Source organism: Psychrobacter fozii (assembly GCF_003217155.1).
GTDB lineage: Bacteria > Pseudomonadota > Gammaproteobacteria > Pseudomonadales > Moraxellaceae > Psychrobacter > Psychrobacter fozii.
In genome coordinates this window covers 40384-58795 of the sequence record NZ_QJSU01000010.1, presented here as the reverse complement: position 1 = coordinate 58795, position 18412 = coordinate 40384, and the positions used below count along the sequence as shown (strand labels likewise).

Here is an 18412-nt window from a genome sequence, read left to right as displayed (position 1 = left end):
CATAACTCAAAATGTTGAGTTACTCGTTATTGAGTGCCAATCCTTCTTTAATATGCGATTGTGCATAAAATGCCTCTAACATCTCACGGATATGTGCCACAAACCATGGGCTATCAAGCGCATCGTGTACGACAGGCAGTAGCGCCGTACTAAACTGTGTCATGGCCTGCTCATCAATATGCAAACTGGCAGCAACAGTCGCAATCGTGTCTGCTTGATGATTGTCATACCAAGTATCGATGCTTGCTACTGCTAGTGTATGCAAATAAGGTGACACGCGCAGTCGGTTATAGCTCTGCTGAATACTGGCTTCGATATGATCGATACTACTGTTGTCAGTCTCGTCATGCAGATAAGTTTGCAAATGACTAACTGGTTGCTCTTTGATGCGCGCCCAACCAGTGACTAGTAACCGTGCCACTTCTTCATTTGATAGATGTGCTTGTGCATTGGCTTCTGCTCGACGTGTTAAATCTTTAATATTACGGTGCAAATAAGCTTGTAGTTTTTCGTCAAGGTTTCTGTTGGTCGCCTTTTCAAAAGAGCTGCGTCCCAGTTTCATCAATTTACCCACACCGCCCGCTTTATCTAGTGTGCTTTCCATAAAGTCGTTAATCGCGTGATATAGCGTTTGGGTCAGTAAGTCTGCAAAGGTTTCATTGCCAACTAGTGTGTGAATTAAAACATTGCGCTGCTGTTCATGACTGCCTACATAGTTGGCTAGTGTCTCAACCTGTGTATCATCTACTAGCTCGGATAGGGGTACGTTATCATTGACTGGGTGATAAATAACCGTGTGCAAGATGTCACGGATATCCTTACGCATCACCGCCGTCATGGGCTGGCTCAGTAGCCAGTCACTCATCAAATGCTGCAAGTTATCACGACTGATATATTTGTTAAGTGGTTGTGCGCCAAACCATTGCCAAGCTTCCATACTCAGTGGCTCAGCCTGCTGGCGTAACCATTGCTGCATAAAATCAACTTGGGCGTCGATTAAGTTATTAATAGTGAACGTCGACGTGTTTGTTTCTAAGTCTAGGTTTTGGTTATCTTTTGAAGTCTGCATAGGTTTTGAGGTCATAGTAATCGACAATTTGTTATACTGGGTGTTTGTGGTAAGCATAAAGTATTATGCCATGAACATCATATTTGTTTGTGGTGAATATTGATTACTGTTTGATAAATAATGAGAGGTTTTGATGACAGCTTTGGATACGCCTTTACTGGTGCTTGACGGTTTGACAGTCCAGCGCGGTGAAATACCTTTATGTGAAGAAGTCTCTCTCAATTTATCTGCAGGTAGCATTTGTCATTTAATTGGTGCAAATGGTACGGGTAAAACGACATTATTGATGCAGCTGGCTGGATTACTGCCAGTGATGACTGGTGAGGTTGTTTACCAAGGGGCTGTAAGTCTGCCTATTCAACCTCTATATGTTTCGCACCAATTGGGTATTCATCCAAATCTCACCGTCGCGCAAAATCTAACATTTCTACTGAATTTATATGGTATCACACCAAGTGTCACTGATATCGATGATGCGCTCGCTTGGGTAGGATTACAAGGGTTTGAGACCGTTAGCTCAAGTCATTTATCTGCTGGGCAGACACGCCGTATTACCCTCGCAAGATTATATCTACTGACCCCTGATATCACACCTCTGTGGTTACTTGATGAGCCTTTTACTGCGCTTGATGTCGATATGGTGGTACGAATGGAAGACAGATTAAGTGACTTTGCCAATGCTGGTGGCTCAATATTAATGACCAGTCATCAGGCCGTTGGTGTTGCCAATCAAGTGCTCGATTTGTCAAATTATATGGTATGAATGCAATAGCTATAATAAGTGTGATAGCTTCAATAAGTGCGGTAACTATAAGTAGCATAGGTAAAAGGACGGATAATGACAGACAGCCCCGTACAAACAACAGATAAAGGCTCGAACGTTATCGTATCGGCTGTGCGCGGCATCAGTTTTATGCAGTTGTGGCGTCGTGAATGGCAAGTGAAGCAGCAAGGAGCAGTGCAGTGGTTGTATCCTTTAGTACTGTTTCTAGTCATTATTACGTTATTTCCGCTAGCAGTAGGTAGCGAGCCTGCGCTATTGCAGCGCCTCGGTGTGTCTGCCGTATGGATTGCCGCGCTATTATCACTAGTAATGGGCGTTGATGGACTATTTAAGCCGGCACTTGATAATGGTACGCTCGCACAGTTGGTCGTTGCCAACGCTTCATTGCCATTGTGGGTATTGATACGTTTGGTGATTCATTGGATTTTTAGTAGTGGTATTGTGGCAGCGCTCAGCTTGCTTGCCGTACCATTGTTTCAGCTCAGTTGGTTTGAGGCGTGGATACTAATGGCCTCTATTGTGACGGGTAGTCCCATGCTGTTGATGCTGTCAGCAGTTGCCAGCAGTTTAACGCTATCATTGAAAAATGGCGCGGTGCTTGTGCCATTAATCGCTTTGCCTATGCAGTTGCCGGTATTGATTTTTGCGACTGGTGCCGTTGATTTATTCGCTTCTGGTCTAAATGGCTTGCCTATTTTAGCGTTGTTATTGGCAGGCAGTATTATTTCGGTTTTGATTATGCCATGGGTAATTGCGATGACCTTAAAAATGGCGTGGCTTAATTAAAAGCCAAGTAGGATGCATCAACAGTCCTCATAAAAAACCTTTATATTAACAGTCTGTTGAAAACGGGTAATTTTGCTATAATAGCCAACTTAATACGCAAACAATCACTTGTAGATTCTATCCAGTGTTTAACGCCAGCAGGTTCATAGATAATAGCGCCCATAGTGTGCTGTGTCCGTTATGACCAAAGAGCTGCGCAAATAGGTTTATCCCCATGCCCAACCTGAATAACGTCTCATCTCCTAGCCTGTGGCAGCGCATTTGGCAAGGCTTTTTGACCACTGTGGGTACCAAGGAGTTTTTCCGTATCTTTGGACCTTGGGTTAAGTGGTTGGCCATATTAGCCAGTATCTGCCTGCTTATAGGTAGTGTTTGGGGGCTTGCTTTTGCACCACCTGACTATTTGCAGGGCAATAGCTACCGCATTATCTTTATCCACGTACCAGCTGCTGGTCTTGCGATTTCTATTTATTTTGCACTCGCTATACTAGGGGCAATTTATTTGGTCTGGAAGATTAAGACGGCCAGTTTGGTGGCTCAGGCGATTGCTCCCATAGGCTTCTTGCTCTGTATTATTAGCTTGATTACAGGCTCCATTTGGGCAAAACCCACTTGGGGCACTTATTGGGTCTGGGATGCACGTTTGACGTCTATGCTGATTTTGGCATTTTTATATGCTGGTGTTATGGCATTGTTCGCAGCCTTTGAGCATACTGCCAATCGAGGCAAAGCGGCAGCTATTTTATCGATTGTTGGTGCCGTGAACTTACCGATTATCAAGTACTCAGTACAGTGGTGGAATACGTTGCATCAAGGTTCGACTTTTAGTTTGACCTCAGCGCCAAAGATGTCGGCAGATATGTGGATGCCATTGCTATTGATGGTAATTGGTAGCTATTTACTGGTGGCAACGTTAGCAATTTATCGTACCAATACTTTGATATTGTATCGTGACCAAGGCAAAGCATGGGTGAAAGAATACATCCGTGGTCAACATAAATAACGGCTAGGAAACGATTATGCAGCCCTATTTTTATAGCGTATCTGAGTTCATCGCCATGGGTAAGCATGGTGTTTTTGTTTGGTCATGTTGGGCCATCACGGTTGGCGCGATGCTGATTTTTATTGCTTATAGTCGCCGCCAGAGACAAGCTCTTATCAAGCAGCTGACAATTCAGCAAGCACGTCAGGCACAGCGTACGACTAAAGCAACACCATCTGCGACCAAGCACTCTCGTTAAAAAAACATTTCGATATCATGACTTTAGTGCATAGATGGTCAGTGAGCCATTCATCAATGGGTAACATCATACCTCACTATAAGGCCTATTGATTTGTCCGAAAAATGCTACCATATAGCCGTTAGAAGAGTACGATTAGAAAGACATTTTTAGAAAGTTTTTCTAATGGTAGTTCCTTCAAATTTTTCTGTTTTATAGATTGATTATGGTTTGTAAAACAGCGACTCATCAATGAGGTAGTGGTATGAATGCAGTTCGTCGCAAAAAACTGATGTGGGTTATGTTTACGCTTGCAGGAGCCGCAATAGCCGTAGTACTGGTGCTGTATGCTATTGGGCAACAGACGGACTACTACTTTGACGCTACTGCCATCGCCAAAGGTGAAGCGCCACAAAATAAGCGCATTCGTGCAGGTGGTATGGTGGTCGCAGGTAGCGTACAGCGTGCAGCAGATAATCCACTGAATGTTGAGTTTGCGATTACTGATTTTGAGTCAACCGTTCCAGTGACTTATCAAGGTATTTTGCCAGATTTATTCGCTGAAAACTCAGGTGTGGTTGCCACTGGTAAAATGCAAGGCGATACCTTTGTGGCTGGTGAAGTATTGGCAAAGCATGATGAAAATTATATGCCTCCAGAAGTGGCCAAATCAATGAAAGAGAACAATCGTAGCGGTGCCGTACCATCTTCTGAGCAATACAATCCTGCTGAAAAGATTCATGAGACTAATACGCTGCAGCAGTAATACAGTTATTCCACTATAAAAGTATTACTGCGTTAACCTCGCTTGAAGTATTTGATATACATCTACGCTCGGTTGCCTTGTACTACTTTTAAATTGAATCGGCTATATTTGAACAAATTTAATCAAAAAAAAGAGCCGCTAAAATCAATTAGCGGCTCTTTTTTTATACGGGTTTTAGAGTATATCCTGATTAAGTATTTGCTCGTTTAAATTTAGAATACGCTCTAATATGACGAAATATTAGTCATCCCATACAGGGCTATAGTCAGGATGTTCGATTTTGCGACCATCGCTACTAGCTAAGTTGCCAATTTTTTCTAATTCTTCAGCACTTAATTGCACATTGAGTGCATCTAAGTTGCCTTGTAAATGGTCAGGGTTTGCAGTCTTCGGAATGGCGACACGATACTTATCTGACAAAATCCAAGCCAATGATATCTGTGCTGGTGTCACATTATGCTTATCTGCAATTTCTTTGATGGTATCGTTATCAAACACATCACCACGCGCGAGCGGTGAGTAAGCTTCTAATAAAATATGGTGATTGTTCAAAAAAGTCTGCAATGTGTTTTGCTTGATGAACGGATGAAACTCAACCTGATTGACCACAATTGGTACGTCAGCATACTTTTTAGCTTCAATAATGTTAGCGATATTAAAGTTAGATACACCGATGTGACGCGTTAAGCCTTGTTTCTGTAGTTCACACAATGCAGGAATGGTTTCAGACAGTGGTACACGATCATCAGGCCAGTGTAACAGCAGTAAATCGACGTAATCAGTATCCAAATCTTCTAAAGAGCGCTTAGCCGCTGCGATTAGTTTTTCTGGTTGAAACTTCATATCGTCAGGAAATATCTTCGTGGTCAAAAAGAACTTATCGCGAGCCACACCAGATTGTTTGATACCTTGTCCAACTTCTTTTTCATTGCCGTAAGCCTGAGCAGTATCAATATGCTCGTAACCCATCTCTAACGCTTGTTTGACGACGTCGATGCAATCTTGTCCGGTTGATTGCCATGTGCCAAGACCGAGTACAGGAATGTTTGCTTGTCCAGCGGTACGAATTTTATAATTTTTAACGCTCATATTATTATCCTTATAGTTTATTATTTAATTTATCAGTAATAGTTATATTTAATTTTGCCTAGTAACAATTAAGCTTATCTACTATAAGAAAAATTTGTGTGAAGTGAAAGAGCGAGTGACGGTTTCCTACAAAGGACTAACAGGTTGTAACGTCATTTTCACTATATAAGTTATTCCGCTATAAAAGTATTACTGCGTTAATCTTGTTTAATCTCCCACTTCTAGTACTTTCACTGGGCTTCGTTATATCCAAATTATGTTGGATAGACTACGAGTAATTGTTTGCCGTTCATAAAACTGAGATCAAAAAAAGCCCATCATTCGTGAATAATGGGCTTTTACTACTTAAGCTCAAAAATGGTTTATTTAGAGCAACCATTTTTGAGTGTTAGTCTACTTACTGAGCAGCTGCTTCAGCTTCAGCAGGTGCAGCGGCGTCAGTGTGCGCACCATGATCAGCGCCCCAGATTTTTGGATATTTATAACCTGGGAAAGTGTCATGAGCGTACTTTTTGAAAGCTTCTGAGTTATAAGCGTTGGTTACGTCTTCAACCCATTTTTTGCCAGTATCAGCAGACTTAATCGCTGACCAGTTGACATAAGAGAAGCTTGGCTCTTGGAATAGAGCTTCAGTTAGCTCGATACCCGCATCCGTTGCATAGTTACCGTTAATAACGGCAAAGTCAACTTCATCACGGGCGCGTGGCAACTGAGCTGCTTCTAATTCAATGATATCGATATCGTATTTACTGTTATCAGCGATATCAGCTTTTGATGCAGTCAATGGATCGATGTTGTCTTTTAGGGTAATCCAACCAAGATCATTCATCATAACCAAGGCACGTGCAAAGTTGCTTGGATCGTTTGGTGCAGAGACGCTCATGCCTTTGAAAGCAGCGTCAAGCGTGTTCTTTTTACCTGAGTAAATACCAAGCGGAGCTGTTGGTACTTGGAATGCTTCTACTAGATCAAGATTGTTTTCTTTTTTGAAATTATCAAGGTAAGGCTTGTGCTGGAAAATATTGATATCCAAATCACCTTCAGCCAATGCAAGGTTAGGGCGCACATAGTCAGTAAAGGCAATCAGTTCAACTTCATAACCTTGAGCTTCAAGTGAGCCTTTTACTTGGTTACGTACCATATCGGCAAAGTCACCTTCAGTAGTACCGATAATGATTTTTGTATGCTCAGGATCGATATCACTAGCGGCAGTTTCTGCAGTTGATCCCTCAGTTACAGGCTCTTGTGTCGCTTCTGGTGCTGATGAATTGCTACAGCCAACTAACACTAGACCTGATACACCAACAGCGGCAAATGCAGTCGCCAATTGACGGCTGATATCTGTTAATTTCATGGAACTTCCTTAATAAGAGGTATGGGATAAAGGGTTAAATAATGACCATTAAAAAAGCAACATTATCAATAGTAATGCTGCTGAGTTAACGGCTGTTAATTTAGTAACAAAATTAAAGGGTCTCAGTAACAAAGTCAAGCGTTTTGCTTAGTATGAATCGGCATCAAGCCTTGGGTATTCTTCATATAAGCATTGTCTTACTTGGTTTTATTTTTTATTGGAACCGTTTCTAGCGTTTATCCAAGCGAGTGGCCAACCAGTTACCAGAGGCCTGAATCGAGATGACCATTATCGACAATACGATAACGATAAAAATCATCACCTCAGTTTGATAACGATAATAGCCATAACGAATGGCCAAATCACCCAGACCGCCACCACCAATCATACCTGCAGCTGCTGAATAAGAGAGCAGGCTAATACAAAGTATAGTCACGGACAATACCAGTCCTGATCGTGCTTCATTGAGCAAAACCTTGATGATGGTCAGAGGACGTGCGCCCATCGATTCAGTGGCTTCAATAATACCGCGTGGCACTTCACGTAAGTTTTGCTCGACCAAACGGGCAAAGTAAAACGAACCCGCGATAGCGAGTACTAATGATGCGGCAATAGGGCCAATACCAGTACCTACAATGGCCTTAGTAAAAGGACTCATGGCAATCATTAGAATCACAAAAGGGAAAGCGCGCATAAAGTTGGTGATACCACCAAGCACGCCATACAGCGTCTTATTTTGCAAAAACTGTCGATCACTGGACAAAAATAAGAATATGCCAAACAGTCCGCCAATGACAATGGCGACTGTTGTAGAAATACCAAGCATAATAAAGGTGTCGATAAAGGCACTGATAATTTCTTTGCGCAGCACCAATAACTTATCTATCGAGGCGGATAATTCACTACCAGTTAACATGTTTTTTCTCCTGCCTCATTAGTCTTCGTGCACTAAGCCTTGGCCAATAGGGGTGGTTGCCTGAATCAGACCGTCTTTGACATCTGCAACTTCTAATAATTGTCCTTGATGTAGCAATGCGGCGCGATCACAGAGTCTACGAATGACACTCATCTCATGAGTCACAATGACAATGGTGACTCCAAGTTGCTCATTGATATCACGTAAGCATGTCAGCAAACTACGGGTCGTCGCAGGATCTAGCGCACTGGTTGGCTCATCGGCCAACAGTACTTTCGGACTGGGTGCGATTGCGCGGGCAATACCAACACGCTGCTTTTGTCCACCTGATAGCTGGGCAGGGTAGTGACCGGCACGGTCGGTTAGGTCAACGATTGCTAGACAATCCATAACCCGCTTATGAATGTCACGGCTTGGATAACCAGAGATTTTTAAGTTAAATGCCACGTTATCAAAAACAGTTTGATTAGACATCAGGTTAAACTGCTGAAAAATCATACCAATATTATGACGTGCGATACGCAATTCACTAGCAGATAACGTCGTTAAGTCAGTACCATCGATGATGACTTGACCAGCATCTGGGCGTTCCAGCATATTAATCAGACGCAATAAGGTTGATTTACCGGCACCTGAATATCCCATTAGGCCGAATATTTCGCCTTGTTGGATAGTGAGAGATGTCGGCTCAACGGCAGTAAACCAATGCGGTTTGCCGTTTTTGTCCTTGATTGATCGGTCGCTTAAGAAGCTTTTGGTCACATCGTTTAAGACAATCATGTCATTCATGGAGGGCTCAAAATTCAATAATATTTTAATAGTCATGAACGTGTTGTTTCGCTTCCACTACTGTGTAAGAAGCCAATTAAAAAACAACCGTTAACAACCCTATAATAAAGGGCGCTAATATAGCATATTATCAAGCACTTTGGATATGCACATCCGTGACACGCTTATGACTAATAGCTATTAGGCGTAAGAACTTTGAGGAAACGAGAGGATAGTGAAGTCGTGATAGGAAATGTGCATTTGATAGCACGATTAACTAATCATGCTGGTGGTAATGTGGATCATGCTCGACTGGTATGATGACTAAAAACCGAGTATGGCCATTCAGGGTATCAGTGAGAATACGGCCTTGGTGGGCAGTGACAATTTGCGACACTAGAGACAAGCCTAGTCCAGAACCTTTGTTTTTTTGCTGTAAACGTACAAATGGACTGAATACTTCTTCACGTTTGTCTTCAGGAATACCTGTACCTTCGTCAATCACTGCTAGTACTGCATATTTCGGTAATGGGCGTACAGGTTCCGCTTTGGCTTTCTTTATATGCTTGGCAAATAGGCTTTCTTTGCGTGGTGAACTCTGAGTTTCAACAGTATTTTGATCATTATCTTTAGAGTCATTCTGCATACCGGTTTTGGTATTATTTTTCGCGATGCCAGAATCAATGGATGCCTTATTCGTTTTTTGACCGTCTTTTGCATGAATACTTGTATCGCTATCAGTAGACACCTCAGTATCGGGGACGATTCTCCAAATAACTTTTTTGATTCTGTCGGTCAAATCATTGGTAAAGCTATAATAGTCGGCAATCAATGAAGATTCGCTACTGATCTCAACTGTATCGCTGAGATTTGTTAGATTTTTAGTAATATCAGCATCAGTCTGTTTATCGTTAGCATTGTCTTCTATAAGAGTAATACTAGCTTCTAGGTTTTCGTCATCAGTATCTGGCGTAATGCTTGTACCGTTTTTATAGATAGGCGGTGCTGGTAATATATCTTTGGTATCTGTTATTTCAGACTTGCTCTTATCGATAGTATTCAACGAATCATCTAAATCTGAAGCGTTGTGAGTACCATTTTCGCTGACATCGATGGGTGCATCATAAGATTCGAAATCGGAGCTACCATAATCAGCAAAGCTGTTGCATAACACGGTTTGTAGCAGATAATCAGGAACGTTATCAGCTTCATCGATCGTTTGAACACCGTACAGTAGTACTGTCACTGGCGGTTTGCCATGTAACATTGCATTGGTTAGTAAGTTGCGGATTAAATGAGTCAACATCGATGACTGGCCATCAATGACGATGTGCTCACCAATTAGAGTGGCTTCAGGATAATGCTGGCGTTCTTGATTGACTAAGTCGTATAAATCTAAATGCTCAACTTGTTGCAGGGCATGACCAGCATCTAAACGGCTGACTAGTAATATACTCTCTACTAAATCATTGAGTCCCGATAAGTCGCGATTGATTGCATGAGCACGCTTATCAAATTTTGCTTTAGTATCGGTTGGTAACGAACCAGTCAGCATGTCCATCATTTCGATTTGCAGGCGAATACGCGTAATGGGCGTACGTAGCTCATGAGAGGCATGTGCCAATAGTAAATTATTAGCATCGATAAGATGTTCGATTTTCTGTGCAGCTTGGTTGAATCCGCGTGCCAATGAAGCAATCTCATCATTACCGCGAGCATTCACTCGTACCGTAAAGTCGCCATCACCCAATTGAGTCATCTGTTGGCTCATCTGATTGATACGCCAAGTAATAGTTCGAGCAATCCACCATAGAACACCAGCCATAATGAATAGCAGCAATAGCGTGCCTGTGAATAAATTCAGGGCAGCAGAGAGTACGGGTTTTTTGGGTGGTAAGCGTGATTCATATAACAGTGTATAGCCAGTAGTGCTATAGACCTGAGCTTGCTTGGTAGGAGACGTTTCTGCAAATGAAGGGAAAACACGAGATAATAAAGAAGGCGGTTCTGGCAGCTCTAGCGGTAGGTCACTGTTGTCTGTTTGCATGAGCAACCGACCTTGGCTGTCATACAAGCCCATCTTAGCTTGTAAAGACTCATCAAAGATATCGAAGCTTTTTTTGACCACTGCCAACATAAACCGAGACTGTAGGCGATTGTCTCGGCTAATGGAAGTATTTAGTTCGTGCAGGAACGGGTCTATCTGTCCCAAAATTTGTGTGGCGAGTACTTCTGAGCGAATACCTGCATCTTTATCATGCACAAGTTGCGTCAACAGCACCATAGCCACTGCAAATAAGATAAGTGCCATCATGACACTGGCAAACAACTTGGCAAATACGGAACGAAAACCCAACTGCTGCATTAAACCATCTCTATTATTAGACGCTTATATCGATACATCCTGTTGACTCTATACAACTGAATCAACAGGATGATTGTTTTCTCGATCCGTCAGCTGTTTTCTATGATCAAACCTGATCAGTGGCAAATTGATAACCAACACCGCGTACCGTGATGATACGTTTTGGCTGGCGTGGATTGTCTTCAATTAGGGCTCTCAGGCGTGAGATATGAACGTCAATGGCACGATCGATGTTGTCTGAGCTATCATCGTTTGGCATAGCTTGCCAAAGCTGCTCACGATTCAGTACTTTACCAGAATGTGTGGCAAAATAATGCAACAATTGGAACTGATGCGTCGTCAAACGTACAGCTTCATCATCGATAGTGACTTCATGGCTATCAGGGAATACGCTTAAACGGCCAAAGGTCAAACTGTCTGACTGGCTATCTGCTTGATTCGGTTGCTCGTGACGACGAATGACAGCACGAATACGTGCTAGCAGTTCACGCGGTTCAAAAGGCTTAGAGATATAGTCATCAGCACCCATCTCAAGACCTAACACGCGATCGGTTGTATCACCTTTCGCTGTCAGCATGATGATTGGCACTTTGTTGGTCATGTTGTTTTTGTTGCCGCGAATTTTTTGACATACCTGCATACCATCCATATCAGGTAGCATCAAATCAAGAACAACCAAGTCAATATCACGCTCTTTGGTGTCTAATAATTCAAGACCTTCTTGACCAAGACCTGCATGATGCACATCATAATAGTTCATGGTTAAATAATCGCTGATCAATTCAGCTAAATCAGGATCATCTTCAATCAATAAAATTTGCTTACTCATGGGTTATCCTCTAGTTGTTGTTATGGTTTATCAAAAGTTTCATATGCTCTGATATTTAAATCATGACAAATACGTCAATGATTTTAATTTCTAAGGCATTCAAACTATCAAGCCTCTAAGATTTCAAAGTTTCTTTCATGGTTAGCTAGTATCTAGCCAATAATTATTAGCGATTTATAATACTATCTATAGTACCGCTATATTGCCTAATTAGGCTGTTACAAAACAAGAGAGGCTTTGTTAATATTTCTACACAATGTAACTGTCGGTATGAATGACTACGAAACATTGACCTTTTTACCGTCAGAATCAAGCGGCAAATCAGCCAAACAAATCAGACTGTCATTGCTAATACCTGCAATCAAATATTGTTCTGTCGAGGGGTTGTACTCGACTACCTCAATAGGATATCGCTTTAAATGCTGATCTTGTCCGATAATCCAGACATTAGCCGTCAGTGGCTTGAGTGGTTTATACGGTGGCGATTGCAACTCTGTCAAGTCGACATCGTGTAGCGCGCGCTTTGGCACAATAGTACCCACGTCTATCTGACCATAATTGACTCGCCCGGTTACTTGCATATTTGGTAATAACTGCTTACGACTGACCTCATTGTCAATAACATCAACATTGACCATAAGTCTTTTCGGTTGACTGGTCGCAGTCAGCTTACTGATTTGTCCCGTAAATTTTTCTAAGATATTTTCAGCAGTAAAATTGACAGTCTGACCTACCGACAGTTGGGGTTCAGCTTGAATAGGTAGCATAGCAGTAAAGTGTAATTTAGTCTCATCACTAAATTTCAGGAGTGGCATTCGAGCTTCTAGCTTTTGACCCGCTTTTGCATACAGGTTTTCTACACGTCCTGAAAAGCTTGCACGGATAGTAATCAGTTTATATTGAGGCTTTGAGTTCTCTATACCCTTACTACTATTAACCTCATCATCATCATCATCACCATCACTTGAGCTAGTTATAGCTGCATTTGTCGTTAATGGCTCTGTGCCATCAGATAAAGCCTTCTTAATGGTTGTATCATTATTTACTGCAGGTTGATTGGGTTTAGCGTTTGCGCTGGTATCTTGAGCATTAGTCTGTTTGGCAACATCAGTACCACTTTGCACCTCAGTGTCTTGATCAGGCTTACCGGAATCTGCCGCTGTATCGTCTGATGTATTAGATGAGTTGACCGTTTTACTTTCTGTTTCCAATCGTCTGACAATGAGTAGTGGTGTGCCTTTTTCTACCCATTGGCCTTTAGTAACCAAGATCTCTTCTACATTGATAGGATGTACTGTCACAAATTGGGTCTGCTTAATAGGTTCAATATTGCCTTGTAGGCCAAGACTAGGCTGGTAACGTGAAGGTTTTATACTCAATATATGATCAGGTGTAATGGTCACACTATCATCGGTAATGACAACGGGAGTATCTACTGCCGGATTGTTTTCAGTGGCCGCTGGATCATCGGTAGGCGCTGGCGGCTGACAGGCAGCAATGAGTAAAGCACTCAATAAATAGCTGCTGTTTTTTAAAATTTTGGAAACTGTCATCGCGTTCACCATAGTAGTTATCATTTTATTATATATTGAATTACAGTGCGGTGAAACGGCTGCTAAACACTTACTTCATTTTATAAATATGCGATGACCAGACCTAATAATGTTAAAAATAACAAATATAGCTAGCAAAAAAATGCTCTACATTACTGGTCAGTTTGTATATTGACTCGATTATGACTAGAAAAGGATCGATAATTGTGCTAAAAACGAATCTGATAAAGCATATTGATACATTTATAGAACAAAGGAAGATTATTCAGCAATATTTCCATCGTTTCTATATAATGTAGAAATATCATAAAGTTGTCGACTATTTTGATTTGAACTATCTCTATTTAGATAACAATTCAAACGGTTAGTGAGGAAGTGCTTTACATGATACAAAAAGAGCCCTACTTTAATTAGTGATAATGAAAGTTGTATGGTTCACCTAAAAAGCTTATTTTCTGGCTCATTTTTTTAAGTTTATTAATAAAAAAGTGCGTATAGTAACTCATGTTGACAGCATGTTTGATAGGCCGATACTGACAGATAGTAGGTTCGCTGTCATAACACATGGTAATACAAATTTAGCTGTTCGTATCAATCCGATAATAAGTGATATGACACGTTGAAATAACAGTTGAAATTTTGTATTGATCGATAGAATTACGAACAAATAGTCGTTTATAGGACAGTGATAATGGAAAATGATTTTAATGGTTTGAAAGTAATGGTTATTGATGATTCAAAAACCATTCGCCGTACCGCAGAAACCTTACTTCAAAAAGCGGGCTGCGAAGTCGTAACTGCTATTGACGGCTTTGATGCTTTAGCAAAGATTGTTGATAACAACCCAGATATTATCTTTGTCGATATTATGATGCCACGTTTAGATGGTTATCAGACTTGTGCTCTGATAAAAAACAACCCTGACTATGCTAACAAACCAGTCATTATGCTGTCTTCGAAAGATGGCTTATTTGATAAAGCGCGTGGTCGTATTGTTGGTTCTGATGAGTATCTGACAAAGCCGTTTAGTAAAGACGAGCTGTTTGAGGCAATCAACCAGTACCGCTAATATGGCAAATGTCATTGCTAGTACTAAAGTATGTACATCTGCAAATATAAAGTTTCGTTTAGGCTTATTGTTGGTATGATTTATGCATGTTTTTGTAGGTTGGGTTACAAAGTCAAAATACTTAACATGAGTGACAATTAATAATAATTGCTCAATATTTCACAACAACTGCTAAAAAAATAATTTTGCCACTTATTTCTGGCAAATGATTTTTACTCAGGTTGTCTCAATAATATAACAACATATCCTCCTGGATATTTTCGAAAATAAAGGAAATTCCCATGACTACCGTTTTAGTCATTGACGACTCGCCATCTGAGATGGCGAAATTTCGCGATATGCTTGCTAGACATAACTTTCAAGTATTAGAGGCGACAAATGGTGAGCAAGGCTGTCAAATGGCAGTTGATCACTTACCAGATGTCATCTTGATGGATGTAGTGATGCCTGAGATGAATGGCTTCCAAGCCACTCGAAAAATTACTCGTGGTAAAACGACTGCTCATATCCCTGTGATTATGATCAGTACTAAAAATCAAGAAACAGATAGAGTTTGGGGAAAGCGTCAAGGCGCTAAAGAGTATATCGCCAAACCAGTTGATGAAAATAGCTTGGTTAATATCATTCGCAAAGTAATGGAGTAGCTTGTGGCTTCCAAAGGGTTTATTGAGCTTCTGCGTTTAGCAGATCTGGCACGTGCGCGCAAAAGTGGTCGCCGCGGTGGACAAGAGTATGATTGGCAAGGCGTGGTGTTTGAGATTGGTGGACAGCGTTTGGTTGCGCCGATGGGTCAGGTATCAGAAGTATTAGCCATGCCAGAGTATACCAGCTTGCCTTTAGTAAAACCTTGGATGCTGGGCATCGCTAATATTCGTGGACGTCTACTACCAATAACTGATTTGTCTCGGTTTCTACAGGTTCCTAGTGGCTTAACGCAAATGAGCCAACGTAAAGTCATTGTCATTGATCATGACAATCTCTTTTCAGGACTGGTAGTAGACCAAGTTATTGGTATCGAACAATTTACACATGACCAGTACCGTGCAGAGGCAATTGAATCTAGTTCGCCTTTTGCACCTTATAATCATGGTAAGTTCTTTAAAAATGAACAAGATTGGTATGTCTTTATGCCCAGTTTACTCGCACAAGACTTACAATATACCGATGCTGCAATATAGCTATCGATAACAGATATTTGACTGTTAAGGCTATGATCAAGTAATAGCGCACGACACAGTTAGATATCAGCATTCACACAGGCTTTGTTAATCACTGTTGTTTTATAACAATAAGATTGTCAAAGTCAGTCACGATAAGACTTTGATGATTGTTTTAAAGGAATACGCACGATGAGTGATGTTATAAATAAACCTGTAGCTGGTACACCCAATGCAACAGCGGGTGGTGCAAACGCTAATAGTGAGTGGAAACTATTATTAGTGCTTTTTGTTTCGATAAGTGTGGCTTGTCTGATTTGGTTGGTAAACTCCTTATCATCAGTGAGTCAGTATTTTTCTGACTTTACTCAGTCAGTTGTTTTGCCTGTCGTCGTGTTCGTGATAGGGGTGTTAGGGATAATTTTTGCTCTGTACCAATTACTTAAACATCGTGGTGGCTCGGAAAGATTACTTATCGAAAAAGAAACATTACGTCGTCGCCAAGAAGCAGAAGCAGAGTCTGAGCGCGCGCGTCAAATCCAAGAAGAAAACGAGCGTAACCAGGTTGCTATTCTGCGTTTACTTGATGAGTTGGGTGATTTGGCGGAAGGTGATTTGACGGTCAATGCAACCGTATCAGAAGATTTTACTGGCGCAATTGCTGACTCAGTAAACTTTGCAATTGACCAACTTCGTCAGTTAGTACTGGTTATTAACAACACTGCTGATCGTGTCTCGCAATCTTCAGATCAAACGCAGATGAATGCAGTTGAGCTTGCTGAGGCATCTGAACATCAAGCGCAAGAAATTGCTGGTGTGTCAGCGGCCATTAATGAGATGACAATCTCGATTGACCAAGTTTCAAATAACGCTTCAGAATCTGCGACCGTTGCTCAGCGCTCAGTTGCCATTGCTTATAATGGGGCAGAAGTTGTACAGCGCTCTATTGAAGGTATGAACGTTATTCGTGACCAGATTCAAGAGACGTCAAAACGTATCAAACGTCTTGGTGAATCTTCACAAGAGATTGGTGACATCGTTAGTCTGATTAATGATATTGCTGACCAAACCAACGTTTTGGCATTGAACGCTGCTATTCAGGCATCGATGGCTGGTGAAGCAGGTCGAGGCTTTGCGGTTGTTGCTGATGAGGTACAGCGTCTTGCTGAGCGTTCAGCCAATGCAACCAAACAGATTGAAACACTGGTGAAAACGATTCAGGCAGATACCAACGAAGCCGTTGTGTCGATGGAGTCGACGACCTCTGAAGTTGTACGCGGTGCGCGGTTAGCAAAAGATGCTGGTGAAGCACTAGAAGAAGTCCAGAGCGTTTCTAACACGTTGGCTGATTTGATTCAAAACATCTCAAATGCTGCAATACAGCAGGCTGAGTCTGCTGGGCATATATCTCATACCATGAATATCATTCAAGATATTACTTCACAAACCTCCTCTGGTACGATGGCAACTGCACGATCTATTGGTGAGCTGAGTGAAATGGCTGCAGCACTACAAGAATCAGTAACCGGCTTTAAAGTACTAAGTGATGATGAGTTATTGGATAACGAGCAAGCATTATCAGAAAATGTATGATGATAAGTTTGAACATTATAAGTTGAGCCTTAGAGGCTTTACAGTATTTTTATTAATATGTTAATTATATTGCTATGCAGATAATAATGGTTTGCAGCAGCAATTATAGCGGGTGACATGAATAAATTTATTCAGCTAGACAGCCATGCTAACAAGCACATTAAGCCAATACTAGTTGAGGCCTCTTCGCAGAACAATAGCTTTGATGTGCAGCAATGGCGACGATACATAGAACAAGAAATAGGTTTTGTTCTACCCGATGTTCAATTGCAGTGGTTGATTAATGCGATTGAACATACTGCATCGTCGTATGGGTTGACCCCTAAAAATTTATGGCATCGGTTGCCAAAAAACAACGAGATGCGTCAACAGCTATTAGATAACGTACTGATTCACGAAAGTCGTTTTTTTCGTTATATACCTTCTATTAATTTTGTCACAGAGTGTGCAGCGCAACATCAGCGACTCCGGTTAGCTGCTACCAATACTGATAATAGTGCTGAACGTAATTTTGATGAGTTATTTCGCATTTGGAGTGTTGGCTGTGCAAGTGGACAAGAAGTTTGGTCCTTAGCGATGAGCTTAATATCAAAGCAATTAAAAAATTATACGATATTGGGTACAGACATTAGCCATCGAGCTATCAAAAGAGCACAGTTAGGACATTATGATCAGCGGCAGAAATCTTTAATTCCAGACATCTGCCAGCAATTTATACAGCCATTGTGTGCTAATAGTGCAATTAGAAAACCAAGTTTTTGCGATTCAACAATAACGAAAGAAATGATCGCAAGTAATCAAGCACATTGGCAAATAGCACCGAGCTTGAAACAGTATGTTAGCTTTGCTTTACATAATATTATTGAACAAAAGCCACCCACTTCGCATCTCCAAAATGTCATTATTTGCCAAAATATGTTGCTGTACTTTCGTAAGTTTGATCAACGCGATATTTTAGCAAGGCTATCAGAGCAGTGTGCATTAGGTGGTTATATTATATTGGCTCCAGGTGAGGCGTTGTTTTGGCGTCCTTCGAATATGCGCCGTATTGCGCACCCACAGGTTAATGTGTGGCAAAAAATAAATGCCTAAAT

The 18412-nt window shown here is 41.3% G+C and carries 17 protein-coding genes and 1 pseudogene; 10 read left to right on the top strand and 8 right to left on the bottom strand.

Going from position 1 to position 18412, the window contains the following annotated elements:
- Window positions 1-19: 19 nt before the first annotated feature.
- The gene (locus tag DFP82_RS12465; protein WP_245905720.1) at window positions 20-1069 is read right to left on the bottom strand and encodes a hypothetical protein; all 1050 of its coding nucleotides are present in this window, start codon (window positions 1067-1069) and stop codon (window positions 20-22) included.
- Window positions 1070-1202: 133 nt separating this feature from the next.
- On the opposite strand from DFP82_RS12465, the gene ccmA reads away from it, so the two are divergent.
- From ccmA to ccmE, 5 genes are all read left to right on the top strand, one after another.
- The gene (gene ccmA / locus DFP82_RS12460) at window positions 1203-1832 is read left to right on the top strand and encodes a heme ABC exporter ATP-binding protein CcmA (RefSeq protein ID WP_110924044.1); all 630 of its coding nucleotides are present in this window, start codon (window positions 1203-1205) and stop codon (window positions 1830-1832) included.
- A 150-nt stretch (window positions 1833-1982) separates the two neighbouring features.
- Window positions 1983-2639: a heme exporter protein CcmB gene (locus tag DFP82_RS12455; protein ID WP_110924123.1), complete on the top strand. Its 657-nt coding sequence runs from the start codon at window positions 1983-1985 to the stop codon at window positions 2637-2639.
- A gap of 214 nt (window positions 2640-2853) precedes the next feature.
- Window positions 2854-3642: a heme ABC transporter permease CcmC gene (gene ccmC, locus DFP82_RS12450; RefSeq protein WP_110924043.1), complete on the top strand. Its 789-nt coding sequence runs from the start codon at window positions 2854-2856 to the stop codon at window positions 3640-3642.
- A gap of 16 nt (window positions 3643-3658) precedes the next feature.
- A complete protein-coding gene (gene ccmD / locus DFP82_RS12445; RefSeq protein WP_110924042.1) occupies window positions 3659-3880 on the top strand; it encodes a heme exporter protein CcmD in 222 nt (73 codons plus the stop codon).
- Between the two features lie 244 nt (window positions 3881-4124).
- Complete coding sequence (ccmE, locus tag DFP82_RS12440; protein ID WP_110924041.1) at window positions 4125-4625, top strand: cytochrome c maturation protein CcmE; 501 nt, start codon at window positions 4125-4127, stop codon at window positions 4623-4625.
- A gap of 240 nt (window positions 4626-4865) precedes the next feature.
- Here the strand turns inward: ccmE and DFP82_RS12435 are convergent, their stop codons facing one another.
- The 7 genes from DFP82_RS12435 to DFP82_RS12405 form a co-directional block, all read right to left on the bottom strand.
- Window positions 4866-5714 carry an aldo/keto reductase gene (locus DFP82_RS12435; protein WP_110924040.1) on the bottom strand — a complete coding sequence of 283 codons (849 nt, stop codon included), beginning with the start codon at window positions 5712-5714 and terminating at the stop codon, window positions 4866-4868.
- A gap of 397 nt (window positions 5715-6111) precedes the next feature.
- Entirely contained in the window at window positions 6112-7068 is a 957-nt protein-coding gene (locus DFP82_RS12430; RefSeq protein ID WP_110924039.1) for a MetQ/NlpA family ABC transporter substrate-binding protein, read from the bottom strand.
- A 229-nt stretch (window positions 7069-7297) separates the two neighbouring features.
- On the bottom strand, window positions 7298-7984 hold the full coding sequence (locus tag DFP82_RS12425; RefSeq protein ID WP_110924038.1) for a methionine ABC transporter permease: 687 nt from the start codon (window positions 7982-7984) through the stop codon (window positions 7298-7300).
- An 18-nt stretch (window positions 7985-8002) separates the two neighbouring features.
- Window positions 8003-8773, bottom strand: a complete 771-nt coding sequence (locus DFP82_RS12420) for a methionine ABC transporter ATP-binding protein (protein WP_181416320.1) — start codon at window positions 8771-8773, stop codon at window positions 8003-8005.
- 256 nt (window positions 8774-9029) lie between these two features.
- Window positions 9030-11117, bottom strand: coding sequence for a sensor histidine kinase (locus DFP82_RS12415; protein WP_110924037.1), 2088 nt, complete (start codon window positions 11115-11117; stop codon window positions 9030-9032).
- A gap of 106 nt (window positions 11118-11223) precedes the next feature.
- Window positions 11224-11946, bottom strand: coding sequence for a response regulator transcription factor (locus DFP82_RS12410; protein ID WP_110924036.1), 723 nt, complete (start codon window positions 11944-11946; stop codon window positions 11224-11226).
- Between the two features lie 278 nt (window positions 11947-12224).
- Window positions 12225-13499 (bottom strand): efflux RND transporter periplasmic adaptor subunit, encoded by a 1275-nt coding sequence (locus DFP82_RS12405; RefSeq protein WP_110924121.1) that lies wholly within the window; start codon window positions 13497-13499, stop codon window positions 12225-12227.
- A 691-nt stretch (window positions 13500-14190) separates the two neighbouring features.
- On the opposite strand from DFP82_RS12405, the gene pilG reads away from it, so the two are divergent.
- The 5 genes and pseudogenes from pilG to DFP82_RS12380 all read left to right on the top strand — a co-directional run bounded on the left by pilG (window position 14191) and on the right by DFP82_RS12380 (window position 18410).
- Window positions 14191-14568: a twitching motility response regulator PilG gene (pilG, locus tag DFP82_RS12400; RefSeq protein ID WP_110924035.1), complete on the top strand. Its 378-nt coding sequence runs from the start codon at window positions 14191-14193 to the stop codon at window positions 14566-14568.
- Window positions 14569-14849: 281 nt separating this feature from the next.
- Entirely contained in the window at window positions 14850-15212 is a 363-nt protein-coding gene (locus tag DFP82_RS12395) for a response regulator (protein ID WP_110924034.1), read from the top strand.
- Between the two features lie 3 nt (window positions 15213-15215).
- Window positions 15216-15746 (top strand): chemotaxis protein CheW, encoded by a 531-nt coding sequence (locus DFP82_RS12390; protein WP_110924033.1) that lies wholly within the window; start codon window positions 15216-15218, stop codon window positions 15744-15746.
- A 525-nt stretch (window positions 15747-16271) separates the two neighbouring features.
- Window positions 16272-17318, top strand: a pseudogene (locus tag DFP82_RS12385) (methyl-accepting chemotaxis protein); the annotation flags it as partial.
- Between the two features lie 117 nt (window positions 17319-17435).
- The gene (locus DFP82_RS12380; protein WP_110924031.1) at window positions 17436-18410 is read left to right on the top strand and encodes a CheR family methyltransferase; all 975 of its coding nucleotides are present in this window, start codon (window positions 17436-17438) and stop codon (window positions 18408-18410) included.
- The last annotated feature ends 2 nt before the right edge of the window (window positions 18411-18412 follow it).

Bases quoted from the DNA above. Each gene is read 5' to 3' on its own strand.
- DFP82_RS12395 (WP_110924034.1), top strand. From the start codon at position 14,850: ATGACTACCGTTTTAGTCATTGACGACTCGCCATCTGAGATGGCGAAA.
- DFP82_RS12430 (WP_110924039.1), bottom strand. From the start codon at position 7,068: ATGAAATTAACAGATATCAGCCGTCAATTGGCGACTGCATTTGCCGCT.
- ccmD (WP_110924042.1), top strand. From the start codon at position 3,659: ATGCAGCCCTATTTTTATAGCGTATCTGAGTTCATCGCCATGGGTAAG.
- DFP82_RS12425 (WP_110924038.1), bottom strand. From the start codon at position 7,984: ATGTTAACTGGTAGTGAATTATCCGCCTCGATAGATAAGTTATTGGTG.
- DFP82_RS12405 (WP_110924121.1), bottom strand. From the start codon at position 13,499: ATGACAGTTTCCAAAATTTTAAAAAACAGCAGCTATTTATTGAGTGCT.
- DFP82_RS12435 (WP_110924040.1), bottom strand. From the start codon at position 5,714: ATGAGCGTTAAAAATTATAAAATTCGTACCGCTGGACAAGCAAACATT.
- pilG (WP_110924035.1), top strand. From the start codon at position 14,191: ATGGAAAATGATTTTAATGGTTTGAAAGTAATGGTTATTGATGATTCA.
- DFP82_RS12455 (WP_110924123.1), top strand. From the start codon at position 1,983: ATGCAGTTGTGGCGTCGTGAATGGCAAGTGAAGCAGCAAGGAGCAGTG.
- DFP82_RS12420 (WP_181416320.1), bottom strand. From the start codon at position 8,773: ATGAATGACATGATTGTCTTAAACGATGTGACCAAAAGCTTCTTAAGC.
- DFP82_RS12465 (WP_245905720.1), bottom strand. From the start codon at position 1,069: ATGCAGACTTCAAAAGATAACCAAAACCTAGACTTAGAAACAAACACG.
- DFP82_RS12415 (WP_110924037.1), bottom strand. From the start codon at position 11,117: ATGCAGCAGTTGGGTTTTCGTTCCGTATTTGCCAAGTTGTTTGCCAGT.
- ccmC (WP_110924043.1), top strand. From the start codon at position 2,854: ATGCCCAACCTGAATAACGTCTCATCTCCTAGCCTGTGGCAGCGCATT.
- ccmA (WP_110924044.1), top strand. From the start codon at position 1,203: ATGACAGCTTTGGATACGCCTTTACTGGTGCTTGACGGTTTGACAGTC.
- DFP82_RS12380 (WP_110924031.1), top strand. From the start codon at position 17,436: ATGAATAAATTTATTCAGCTAGACAGCCATGCTAACAAGCACATTAAG.
- ccmE (WP_110924041.1), top strand. From the start codon at position 4,125: ATGAATGCAGTTCGTCGCAAAAAACTGATGTGGGTTATGTTTACGCTT.
- DFP82_RS12410 (WP_110924036.1), bottom strand. From the start codon at position 11,946: ATGAGTAAGCAAATTTTATTGATTGAAGATGATCCTGATTTAGCTGAA.